The following is an 11,326-nucleotide window of genomic DNA, read 5'->3' as shown; positions in this document are numbered from 1 at the left end:
CCGGGCTGGTGCGGACGGGACCGCAAAGTGCGGCTCGGTGCACCAGACCCGGAATCTCGAGGTTCCCAGGTGCGCAAATTGCGCACCGTAGTTCGATGCTACGCATCGCCCCGGAACGGCGGCCTGTTCAAGCGCGCGTCACATGTGGTGGTCGTTGGGGTCCCTGCGGACGTCGCCGACATAGAGAACGACCGTCTCCTTGCCGAGGTTCTTCCACCAATGCGAGGTGCCAAACACCTCGGGGCGGATGTCGCCGGCCTTGTGCACGATCGGATCGACGCAGTTGGAGGCATATTCGACGATCTCGCCCTGCTGCACGAAGATCAGGGCAGGACGGTCGTCGTGGCTGTGCCAGGGCACGATGCCGCCGGGCTCGATGGTGAGCTTGCGGAAGCGCAGCTCGCGGCCCTCGATATGCGCCGGCTGCTTGCCGAGGTCGATGGCGCCGAGCGTGACGTCGGTGACGCCGACCGGCTTATAGTCGACCATCTGGTGCGCGTTCGGCTTGATCTTGTCGACAGGACATTCGCCCGCGAGCGCCGGCTGCGCCGCAAATGTCAGTGCACCGAGAACGGCTGCGCCCGACCAGACCAGGCGCGACAACATGTGCTGCTTGAACATGGGAACTCTCCTCTGTTGGCCGCAACCTCGCTGGTCGCCGGCTATGGCAGGAGCTTCGTCGAGATCGCGTCGATGTTGAAATACCGACTTGCTTTCGATGTGATAGCCCTGCGCTATGTTGATGCGCGGCGGCTATCGAACCGATTGGGCATCGGCATTTCCGCTTCCGGGGTATCCGGCGTCCGATGGCGGGGCGCCCGATTGGCGGGCGTTCACGTCAATCCGGAGGAGCATCTCATGACGAAAGTGTCCAAGACCCTGATTTTTACCGCCGCCTTCGCGGTGATCGCCACCTCGGCCTTCTCGGAAGCGGCCTGGGATTTGAAGGCCGGCATGGCCTATGTCTATGGCGGGCCCGGCAAGATGTCGGCGATGGCCATGGCCCCGGCCGAGAAGAACCACGAGGCGATGATGAAGAACGCCAAGAAGGTGCCCGCCAACACCGTCTTCTTCATGGACAACGGCACGCTGTACTCCACGTCGGGGCGGCTCGATCCCACCGGCAATTTCTACGTGAACTGAACCGGCCCTCGCGTAACGGCCGCCCTTGCGGGCGGCCGGACCAGGAACCTAATATTCGCCCTTCGAACGCCGGAGCGGAAGATGACTTCTCTCTCACCAGCTGACGCCGAGCAGCTCAAGCTTGCCTTCCAGCGCTGCCGCGAGATGGAGGGAACGCTGAACGAGCAGCTCCTCGCGTATGCCGACGCAAGCCGCCAAGTGTTTCCGGCCTATGGCGAGGCGGTCGATCGCCTGGTGGCGCGATTGAACGGGAACGGCGGCGGGGAGACCGCGCCGCGTCCGGGCGATGCGATGCCGCCATTCATGCTGCCTGACGAGGGCGGGCGTCTCGTGACGCTGCCCGCGCTGCTGGCGCAAGGCCCCGTCGCGGTGATGTTCTTCCGCGGCCACTGGTGCCCCTATTGCCGGCTCAATGTGCGCGCCGTGGTGCAGGCGCAGGACCGTGTCAAGGCGATGGGCGCGCAGGTCGTTGCGATCATGCCGGAGACGCAGGAATACACGCGGCAGATCAAGGCCGATTCCGGTGCGCCGTTTCCGATCCTGACCGATCTCGACAACGGCTATGCTTTGTCGCTCAATCTCGCGATCTGGCTCGGCGCCGAGATCCAGAGCCTGTTGTCCTATCAGGACATGGCGAAATTCCACGGCAATGACGGCTGGATGCTACCGATCCCCGCGGTGTTCGTGGTCGGCCGCGACGGTATCGTCAAAGCGCGCTTCGTCGATCCCGATTTCCGCAAGCGCATGGAGATCGACGATCTGCTCGAGGCGTTGGAGAGCGCGAGCCGGGAGAACTGAGGCTCGCGTTTTCTTCCCCGCTCCCCTTGTGGGAGAGGGTGGCTCGCCGCATAGCGGCGAGACGGGCGAGGGGTCTCTCTCCTCCAACGCTGAGCTGAGTTTAAGGAGACATACCCCTCATCCGGCGCTTCGCGCCACCTTCTCCCACAAGGGGAGAAAGTGAACTCCATAGCGCTCCATACAGCTCCATACAAGTCCGCTAACTCATTGTTGTTGCTGATTTTATCTCCACTGCGCTACAGTAGGCTCCATACTCCTCCACCCCCATCCTGGGGACATTTCGAGGGACACTATGGCCCGCCGCACACGATCTGCATTTCTGGAAAATCGTACTGCACGTTTGAAGCTCGCGACACGTAAGAAGCCGTACACGGCTCTGATCGCGCCCGGCATCTTTCTCGCCTATCGCCGCAACGCAGGCCCGGGCACATGGAGCGTGAAAGCCCAGGGCTGGTTGAAGCGCTTTGCTCTCGCCGACGACCACGAAGACGCCAACGGCGAAAGCGTGATGACGTACTGGCAGGCACTAGAGAAGGCAAAGACACTGGCGCGAGCTGGCGAAGGCAACAGCGAGCAGCCGATCAGTGTCGCCGAGGCCATTGAAGCCTATGAAGCCGACTTGGAGATGCGCGGTGGCCGCAAGTACAACGCCACGCAACTTCGCTTGCATCTTAGCGACGCTCTGAAGGGCAAGGCCATCGCGTTGCTCACCGAGCGTGAGCTGAGGGACTGGCGCGCGGGGCTGGTCAAGAAGGAGCTGAAGCCGTCATCCGCAGATCGCATTGGGCGGTCGCTGAAGGCCGCGCTCGCTCTTGCCGCGCGCAACGACAAGCGCATCACCAACACGGCGTCATGGCAGAACGGATTGAAGAAACTGCCCGACAGCGAAGTCGCGCGCAATGTCATTCTGCCGGATCACACGGTGGCGGCTTTGGTCAGCGGGTCCTATGGTGAGGACGCCGCCTTCGGGCTGCTGATCGAACTGTTGGCAGAGACCGGCGCACGCGAAAGCCAAGTCTTCAGGCTGACGCCGTCCGATCTGCAAGACCATCTGACCGCGCCTCGGCTGATGATGCCGACCAGCCGCAAGGGTAAGAACCGGAAGATCGAATATCGGCCGCTGCCGATCTCGCCGCGATTGGCGAAGGCGCTGCGGCAACAGGCGACGGGCCGGGCTGAGCACGCGCCGCTGTTCGACAAGATCTGGAATTTGGCGGCACTGTTCCGCCCGGTGGTCGAGCGTCTCGAATTGGGGCTAGAGGTGACGCCCTATGCGCTGCGGCATTGGTCGATTGTCCGGCAATTGCTCAAGGGCCTGCCGACCCGCGTGGTCGCTGCGCACCATGACACATCTGTCGCGATGATCGAGAAGAACTACAGCCGGTACATTATTGGCGATCCGACCGAGGCGCTGACGCGGGCGACGTTGCTCGATTTCGAGAAACCGTTTAACTTGGCACAAGCGGCTTAGGTTTAACTCGATCGCGAGCGCGAGGTAACGCAACGGACTGACGCCGACATTCGTTAGCTCGCGCTGACAGCTTTTCGACACTGCGCCGGTCACCCCGACGCATCACGAAGTGCTGGACGCTTCATCATGGGCTTTGAAGCCCCGAAAGCCGACCGACCTCAGACAGGCGGGGCACGGCCATGATGAGGAGAGGTATGTACAATTCGCAATCAGAAATCTTCACCCAGCTCACTCAAGAGACATGGCAGGCTATCCAGGCAGTCCGCCGCAGATGGCCTGCCGAAATCGACTGGCCCGCAGTTCGCCGCGCGATAGAGGAGGCTTGCCTAGAGTTCTCGGAAATCGAGAACCTGAGAGAGCAAAGGAGACGATCTCGAGAATATAAGGAGGTTCTCGGAAGTGCGCAGGGACACGTCCGAGGCTTGCAGGATAGGCTGTCACGCTTGGAGACGCTATCGCCGTCAGGGGATGACTTGGATGGATTGCCTGATCCTGGGCTCGGGCTGCTAGAGGAGCGGCTCAAGCATCTGGCCTCCCGATATGAGACTTGGAGTACGCCTTTCGGTGGAAGAAGAAACCGAAATCGTGAGACGCTACAGAACCGACTGCTCGCCATCTGGGAGGATCACCTCCACGGCCGGCTCGGGTCCTCGAAAAACAGAGTTGACGAGCCGATCGGCCCCTTGATCCGGTTTTTGCGGGTGACGCTGAAGGCCGCACTCGGCGAATGGGCGCCCGGTCCCAGCGGCATCAAGAGCATCATCGCCCAGGCAAAGAAACGGCGTCGGCGCCCCGCTTCTAAAAAGCGGAAGCCAGCGGCAGGCCCATTGCGTCGCGACCGTCAGAAAACCTGAACATCCAAAATGCCCCGTCATTGATCCTCCACGGTGATCTACTGCTGTCCATGCTGACAAGGAGAGGTACAGCAGCAATGGCAATCAAATCGATCACCGCATCTGGTAGCAACGGGAAGGCCGAAAAGCAGGATCTGTCCGACGCGACAGAGGCTGAAGTGCCGCGCGCGGCCTTCACCATCAAGGAGTTTTGCGAGGCGCATCGCATTTCACCGGCGATGTACTTCAAGCTGCGCAACGCCGGTCTCGGCCCGCGCGAGATGCGCGCCTTTCGCAGGGTGACCATCAGCATTGAAGCGGCGACCGATTGGCGCCGGGCGCGCGAAAGTGTCGCCGCGAATGTTGAGCACGCGGCCTAGTCGTAGAAAAGGCGGCCCGCCACAGGCCGCCTCTCTCTATCATTCATCACGCATCAGGAATTCTCAAATGCTCGTCTCTGATACCAGCACGCGCGTGTGCGTGCAAGCCGACAACTCGGCGCCGATCTCGGCGGTGGGTCTCCTCAAGACGCTGTTCGCGTACACGACCGCGCAGGTCTATATCTGCACGTTCCCGAATGACCGCCGCGACCCCGATCAGGCCGGGGAGCGGCATATCCATACTCGGCTGCCGTCGCGCATCACGTCGTTCATCAAGAACTGGGACAGGCCCGGCCGTGGGTTGTTCTTCTGTGTCGGCACGTTGGAGGGAGGCGCCAAGCGCAACAAGGAGAACATCGTCGAAACCATCGGTCTCCATGCCGACATCGATTTCAAGAACGTCGAGGGCATCACCGGCCGCGAGGAGGTCGTGCGCAAGCTCGCGACCCTGATGTACCCACCGACCGTCATCGTGTTCTCTGGCGGCGGCTTGCATTGCTATTGGTTGTTCAAGGAGGCGTTGCCGACCCAAGGCAACATCGAGCGCATCGAAACTGCGCTGCGCCGGATCGCCGAGATCGTCGCTGGCGATCTCGCCGTTTGTGAGGTGGCTCGGGTGTTGCGGCTGCCGACCTCCCACAACACCAAGGACGGCAAGTGGGTTGAAGTTGAGGTCATTTGTCTCGAAGCCAATCGCCGCTACGAGCTTGATGATCTCGAAGAATGGCTCGCAGAGGCTCGGCCCATCCTGGCGCGCAAGCAGCGGATGGAGCGTTCGCGTGTCATCGACGACCTCTACGACGCTTTTTTCGAATATGGACGCCAGTACGGAATGATGCGCATCGATGTCGATGAGCGGCTGGAAAACATGATGTACGAGGGCAGCGGCGACAGCAGCATCCATCGCACCCAGCTTGCCTGCTCGGCGGCGATGCTCAACGCCGGCAAGCCGATCGATGAAGTCGTTTCGATCTTGCTGTCTCATACCCAGCGGGCGGCCGGCGCGGCGGGCGGCAGTTGGAATTGGCGGCGCGAGGAGCGTGACTTGCGCTACATGTGCTGCGACTGGCTCAGGAAGCATCCCCGTATCGACGCCCCTGATTGCGAGCTGACGGAGGTGAAGTCATGAATACGATGGCTTCCACCGACGGCACTCCCGACCCGACCTTGCTGCCGACCGGTGACAAGCGGCTCGACGGCATGAACGTTCGCTACTTTGTCGTCCAGGAGGGCGGCAAGTCGTTCGTCGGCACGTTTGAGCATGAGCGCAGCCGTTGGAAGCTGGTCCTGATGCGCTTTGCCGACTTCAGGAACCTGCATATGAACAAGCGGGTTGATGTTGGTGACAAGACCGTGCCGCTGGGCACGTGGTGGCTCAATCAGGCCAAGCGACGCCAATACGAGGGCCTGACCTTTCACCCGGGCAACAACGCCCGGGTGATCAACGGCAAGCTCAACCTGTGGCGCGGCTGGGCCTTCCAGCCGGCGCCCGGCGACTGGAGAAAGCTCCGCGACCATATCTGGATCGTGGTCGCCTCCCGTAAGAAGGAGGTCTTCGACTACGTCATGAACTGGCTTGCCTGGTGCGTGCAGCACCCGGACGAGCGCGCCGAGGTGGCTCTCGTGATGCAGGGCAAGCGCGGCGCCGGCAAGGGCACCGTCGCCAATGCGATGTGCAAATTGCTCGGCCAGCATGCCTTGCAGATTTCCAGCGCGGAGCATCTCGTCGGACGGTTCAACGGCCATTTGCGCGACACCGTGTTGCTGTTCGCGGATGAGGCGTATTGGCCCGGCAACAAGGGGGCCGAGGGCACCGTCAAGCGCTTGGTCACCGAGCGAACCATCTTCATCGAGGCCAAAGGCCGCGACGGCGTCGAGGTCCCGAACCTGCTGCATGTGATGATGGCCAGCAATGAGGACTGGGTGGTGCCGGCCGGTGAGCGCGAGCGGCGCTATTTTGTCCTGAAGGTCAACGACGACAAGCTCCAGGACCATGAGTGGTTCAAGGCGATCAACGAACAGTTGGAGAATGGTGGTTACGGCGCCATGCTCCACGACCTCCTGCATCACGATCTGGGTGACTTCCATCCCCGCCAACTTCCGAAGTGCAATGATCTCACGAGCCAGCAGGCGCTGTCGCTTTCGCCCCTGGATAGCTGGTGGGTCGAACTGTTGGAGACTGGCGCGTTGGTGGGATGCGACCCGAGCGAGCCCAATCGAGCAGTCTCGAACAAGTACGAGTACAAGGTCACACTGGGAATGGGCGATCGCTGGGTCACCCGGCTCGGTCTGTACGATCAGGCCCGGAATATCGAGCCGCGCCTGCGCGGCGTGAGCGATCACAAGCTCGGGGACTTCCTGGGCGATCAGGGCTGCACGAATGACAAGAAAGTCATGCGGCGCCGTGGCTGGACTTTTCCTGAGCTGAGTGCAAGCCGGCGCGCATGGGAGAAGCGCTTCCCCGGCTGGCCCTGGCGCAATCCGAAGCTCACCAAATGGCAGACGGAAGAGGCGGACGATGAGGCTGAAGAGATCGCCAGTGACGCTGATGAGGTGCCGTTTTGAGTGCCGCATCGGAGCCGTGCTCGGAACGGGATTTTTGCAGTCCGATAAAGGGGTTGCGCGCCCGTTCCGCTTGTGCCGCTCAGGGCACGGAACGCAGCGCTCTGCTGTCGTCTAATTCTCTTTCTTTTAAAGAGGACAAGAGGAACAAGGAAGAAGAAAATACGAAAACCTTTTGTACGACGGGAGCTTGGCGCCGTTCCGCTCTGCGCGCCGGAAGCGGGACGGAGCGGCACATGCGGATCATCGTGAGCCTGACTGCGCCTGACTGCGGCCCACCTGCTTCGCGCAGGGTCCTTCCTGGCGCCCTGCCAATGCGGGTCGCGCGAGAGCGCCCGGTATCCCTAGCGATGCAATTTTTGGAACCTGCTGCAACAACAACCGAGCAGATTGAATTCCTCATGAAGCTGCACTTTTCGATCAACGCCCTCGCGCTGCTCCTCGAACATGATCGCGGGACCCTGACGCGCGCGCTGCGCGACTTTGCGCCCGATCGGATCGAGCGGGGGCGGCCCCTCTGGAAGGTCTCGACCGCCGTGGATGCTCTCGAACGGCGGGGAACGAGGTCACTGCGCCGCCACAGACAGCACCCAACCGGCAAGTACCGGGACCAATACGACTTCCACCGCACGACGGCGCTCGACCCGATGCGGCTGGAGTTCGAGAAACAGGTGGCGCTGATCGGCGCGGCGAAGTCGTTCGACAAGCGCCGCGACATGGCGCTCAAGCTCGCTCCGCTGCTCCACCAATACCAGACGACCTATCTCGAAATCGGCCGGTCGCTCCACACTGTTGAAGATGACGTGCTCAGCGCTCGGGCCGAGCTGATCTGGCACGAGATGATGGACGAGGTCAGCGCGGCGGCCGAATGGCCCCGTGATGCCGGCGATTTTTGGGTCAGGATGTGCGAACCCATCCCGTGCGACATCGATGCCGACGAGGTGATCTGATGTCCACCGACACCGAACACGCCGCGTTGCTTGAACAAATCGCTGCTGAATTGCGCGAGCGCCCGCACCAGCGCAACTGGATCGCCCAGTTTCGGGATTGCGAGGCGCTGCCGTTGTCGAGGGCGGCGGAGATAGCAGGCGCTGACCCGGAAACCATCCGGCGCTGGTGCGTCGCTGCCGAGCACACCGACCGGCCGCTTGGTTATCTAGTCGGCGGGTTGTGGTTGGTGGACATGCCCGAGCTGATGCGCCAGCTTGAGACGCGCCGTGGCGAGCGCGCATGTCGCGCCGCCGAGGCTCGCTTGGAGAAGTATCGGGAACAGCAGTCGATCGCATTGTTGGGGTGTGCGACGGCGTAACCGGCAGCGAAAGGCGCGACGATCGCGCCTTTCGGCCAAGCGCCGCCTCGCTCATCTTCGGCGCCCAGGTACGCACCGCCCGCCGACGATCAAGAGGCTTGTCGCGCATAGGCCGCGAATACGCGGTGTCGGATCAGCGCAAGCTCTTCGATGCTGCCTCGATGCGCGGCCGGTTCGGCCGCGCATCCACCGCCACGCCCGCGACGGGGCGTGCCATGGTTCGCCCCGAACCTCGCCACACCGCGCGAGACCTGTCGGACTTCCTCGATGCTGCGAACGTCAAGGCGCGCGTGAGGAGTGCTTCGCCGGCTTCATCACCAACAATGATGAGCTGGCGCCCAGGTCCGCACCGCGAGGTCGACGGTCAGGGTCCAGTCGCGGCGGCTCATGGGGCAACCTTCGCACGGATCGTGCGAACGTCCGCCGCGCCCCCTGATCGCCGCGACCCCGACGTGAGGAGCCGCCGCCGCCCCTGCGTGACGGTGACGAAAGTACCGTCATTGGCCTTCGGCGCCCAGGTTCGCATCGCCAGATCGACGGTCAGGGTCACGTCACGACGGCTCATCGGATCAACTCGCCAGTTTGGCAACTTGATTTCCCGCGCCCCCGACATGTCGATGCTGACGCCGTCCCGCCAGTGAGCCCATCCGCCGCGTGACAGGTGACACGTTGACCCACAGAAGAATGTGGCGCGCACCGCGCCGAATGTGGTGCATACCGCACCCAGGGCGCCGCAAATCACGTAGCTTTCTGTCATGGCACTCTTTCGACGAAAAAACTCGATGGAAACACTCGAAATCGAACTGCCGGCGTTGCGCGCTCGCGCCGAGATGCTCAGCAATCGGCGTGCGGCTGCGGATGCTGCGTTCGTTGAGGCAAAGGCGAAGTTGCAGCGTCATCATCTCGAAGCCGACAACGATGCGGACGATAGGGCTCGCGCCAAGCTGGAGGCGGCGGTCGCCGCCTGTGCGCTGACCCGTGACGGTTACGCCGATGCCCTCAAAGGAGTGCAGACAAAAATCGCCGATACCGAGCAGAAGCTCGTGGCCGAGCGCGCGGCTGCGCAGCGCAAGGCGGCAAGTGACGAGCTTGCGCGCAAGCTCGATCAGGTCGAACGGGCGCTGCCGGACTACCTGAACGCCGGTCGCCGCCTTGCCGATACCTTGGAAGCAATCCACCATCACTTCGAGACCGCACAGGTGGCGACCTTCGTTCGCAATGGGCAGGCGCAACTCGAAGTCGCCGTCGCCTTCGCCGCGCAGGATATTCGCGGCATGGTCCGTGCGATCCAAGACGGCGCGGCGCCGATCCCCGCAGCCAACCCCGGCGCCACGCTCAACTCGACGCCCGAGCCGGCGCCGCCGACCATGACGGTCTTCATGCTGCGCAGCGCGCACTACCGCGACCAGGACGGCCGTAAGCGGTTCGCCGGGCAGTGGGAAGATGCCACCATGCCGGTGGCGACGGCGCAGCATGCCCTGCGTCTGGGCGTGGCTGTCGCCGTGACTGATCCCAGTCGCGCCCGGCTCCGTGGCGCGCGCGGCGGCGACTTCAGCCCGCAAGCTCCTGATGTTCTCGATCTGGACGCAATGGAGGAGCCCAAGAGCGTGCCGCCCGTCGAGCCCGATCCGGTCTTGCGTGAAGCCGGCTTCATCGAGATCGACCGCAGCGCTGAGGCGCGCACGATCCAAATCAGTGTCCCCCGGCTGTGATCATGCGCGGTTCGAAAGACTTGATGCCCCCCGACGTGATCACGACCCGGATCGATGGCTGGTTCGGAGGCCCCGACAACATGCCGTCCGAGGTCGCGAAGGTGATTGCTCGGGCAATGCCGCAGCCTGACGAGGTCGAGGTCATCCGCGCGCGCATGCTCGCGCGGCATCGGAATGTGCTGGGACATGTCTGAAGCAAATCCGGCCCAGGAAGGTACCGCGCAGCCTGCGACCTCTCTCGCCGGGATGGAGGCCGCTGCCGGCGTCGAACAGGGCACGAACGACAACGGCGGCGGCCTCGATGCGGAGGTCGATGAGTACGGCGAACTCCTCGCCTCGCTCGGTCGCATATACGACCAGGATGTACGGATCGCCGTCCATGAAGCTGGGCATGCCGTCTGCGCGCGCGTGCTCGGGCATGAGGTTGGCGGCGTCACTGTGAACCCCAACGTGGCTCGCGGTTACCAGGGGTTTTGCTGGGGTGTCGGCCATACGGAGGCGTTCGCGGAAGGTCGCGGCGACGCCTCAGACGTTCGTGACGCAGTTGGTCCGATCATGCCGCAGGCCGGCGAAGATCGTCGTGCCGTGGCCGATATCTTCGGCAGCGTCTACGCCAAATGTATCGAGTTCCTGGCCGGTCGTGCTGCCGAGCGTATGCTGCTCGACGGCGAGCCTGCGGTGCCCGCCGACGACCTCCGGCAGGCGCGCGAGCTGGCCCTGCTCATCTGCAACAGCGAGGAAGCAATCGACACGTTCCTGGCGCACTGCGATGTCGCCGCGCATGACTTGCTGCTGCCCTATGGCCCGATCATCATGACGTTGCAGCTTGTGTTGCGGATCAAGCGGACGCTGGACGGCGCCGAGATCGACAAGATCATTTGGGACATGGAGGCGCGTAAAGCGTTGGCGAAGGAGCTTAAACGCCGGGCCGATTGGCGGAACGCCGAGCTGGCGGCTGCGCGTTTTCAGGCGAAATGTGATCCGCTTGATGCCGCATGGTTGCCTTCATCCTCACACGATGAGGTGCAATAATCAGAGACATTTAGATCGGAAGGCGCGGCGGATGTACCCGGCCTGATGATCTGAACGGCCCCGCCGCGTGGCTTATCGGCGGGGCC

General features: G+C 63.0%; 13 protein-coding genes. 11 read left to right on the top strand and 2 right to left on the bottom strand.

Going from position 1 to position 11,326, the window contains the following annotated elements:
• Positions 1-138 precede the first annotated feature (138 nt).
• The gene (locus EI171_RS34245; RefSeq protein WP_161535937.1) at positions 139-621 is read right to left on the bottom strand and encodes a cupin domain-containing protein; all 483 of its coding nucleotides are present in this window, start codon (positions 619-621) and stop codon (positions 139-141) included.
• 237 nt (positions 622-858) lie between these two features.
• On the opposite strand from EI171_RS34245, the gene EI171_RS34240 reads away from it, so the two are divergent.
• The 8 genes from EI171_RS34240 (at position 859) to EI171_RS34205 (ending at position 8,496) form a co-directional block, all read left to right on the top strand.
• Positions 859-1,143, top strand: coding sequence for a hypothetical protein (locus EI171_RS34240; protein ID WP_161535936.1), 285 nt, complete (start codon positions 859-861; stop codon positions 1,141-1,143).
• Positions 1,144-1,224: 81 nt separating this feature from the next.
• On the top strand, positions 1,225-1,941 hold the full coding sequence (locus tag EI171_RS34235) for a peroxiredoxin-like family protein (protein ID WP_161535935.1): 717 nt from the start codon (positions 1,225-1,227) through the stop codon (positions 1,939-1,941).
• A 292-nt stretch (positions 1,942-2,233) separates the two neighbouring features.
• A complete protein-coding gene (locus tag EI171_RS34230) occupies positions 2,234-3,412 on the top strand; it encodes a site-specific integrase (protein ID WP_161535934.1) in 1,179 nt (392 codons plus the stop codon).
• A gap of 874 nt (positions 3,413-4,286) precedes the next feature.
• Positions 4,287-4,625 (top strand): hypothetical protein, encoded by a 339-nt coding sequence (locus EI171_RS45935; RefSeq protein WP_246740319.1) that lies wholly within the window; start codon positions 4,287-4,289, stop codon positions 4,623-4,625.
• 67 nt (positions 4,626-4,692) lie between these two features.
• Complete coding sequence (locus EI171_RS34220) at positions 4,693-5,754, top strand: hypothetical protein (protein WP_210253959.1); 1,062 nt, start codon at positions 4,693-4,695, stop codon at positions 5,752-5,754.
• Positions 5,751-7,190 carry a DUF5906 domain-containing protein gene (locus EI171_RS34215; protein WP_161535932.1) on the top strand — a complete coding sequence of 480 codons (1,440 nt, stop codon included), beginning with the start codon at positions 5,751-5,753 and terminating at the stop codon, positions 7,188-7,190. Before EI171_RS34220 ends, EI171_RS34215 begins: the two co-directional genes overlap by 4 nt.
• 233 nt (positions 7,191-7,423) lie before the next feature.
• Positions 7,424-8,137 (top strand): hypothetical protein, encoded by a 714-nt coding sequence (locus EI171_RS34210; protein ID WP_161535931.1) that lies wholly within the window; start codon positions 7,424-7,426, stop codon positions 8,135-8,137.
• Entirely contained in the window at positions 8,137-8,496 is a 360-nt protein-coding gene (locus EI171_RS34205; protein WP_161535930.1) for a hypothetical protein, read from the top strand. Before EI171_RS34210 ends, EI171_RS34205 begins: the two co-directional genes overlap by 1 nt.
• A gap of 385 nt (positions 8,497-8,881) precedes the next feature.
• Here EI171_RS34205 and EI171_RS34200 read toward each other — a convergent pair whose 3' ends face one another.
• Positions 8,882-9,253 carry a hypothetical protein gene (locus EI171_RS34200; RefSeq protein ID WP_161535929.1) on the bottom strand — a complete coding sequence of 124 codons (372 nt, stop codon included), beginning with the start codon at positions 9,251-9,253 and terminating at the stop codon, positions 8,882-8,884.
• 25 nt (positions 9,254-9,278) lie between these two features.
• Here EI171_RS34200 and EI171_RS34195 point away from each other — a divergent pair, with 25 nt between their 5' ends.
• The 3 genes from EI171_RS34195 to EI171_RS34185 are packed head-to-tail and all read left to right on the top strand — an operon-like array spanning position 9,279 to position 11,240.
• Positions 9,279-10,208, top strand: coding sequence for a hypothetical protein (locus tag EI171_RS34195; protein WP_161535928.1), 930 nt, complete (start codon positions 9,279-9,281; stop codon positions 10,206-10,208).
• A 23-nt stretch (positions 10,209-10,231) separates the two neighbouring features.
• Positions 10,232-10,402, top strand: a complete 171-nt coding sequence (locus EI171_RS34190) for a hypothetical protein (protein ID WP_161535927.1) — start codon at positions 10,232-10,234, stop codon at positions 10,400-10,402.
• A complete protein-coding gene (locus tag EI171_RS34185) occupies positions 10,395-11,240 on the top strand; it encodes a hypothetical protein (RefSeq protein ID WP_161535926.1) in 846 nt (281 codons plus the stop codon). The genes EI171_RS34190 and EI171_RS34185 overlap by 8 nt, the downstream gene beginning before the upstream one ends.
• The last annotated feature ends 86 nt before the right edge of the window (positions 11,241-11,326 follow it).

The sequence above is a fragment of the Bradyrhizobium sp. LCT2 genome, from assembly GCF_009931255.1.
In the GTDB taxonomy this organism is placed as follows: Bacteria; Pseudomonadota; Alphaproteobacteria; order Rhizobiales; family Xanthobacteraceae; genus Bradyrhizobium; species Bradyrhizobium diazoefficiens.
The sequence above is the reverse complement of the archived record's forward strand: the minus strand, read 5'-3'. Positions and strand labels throughout refer to the sequence as shown.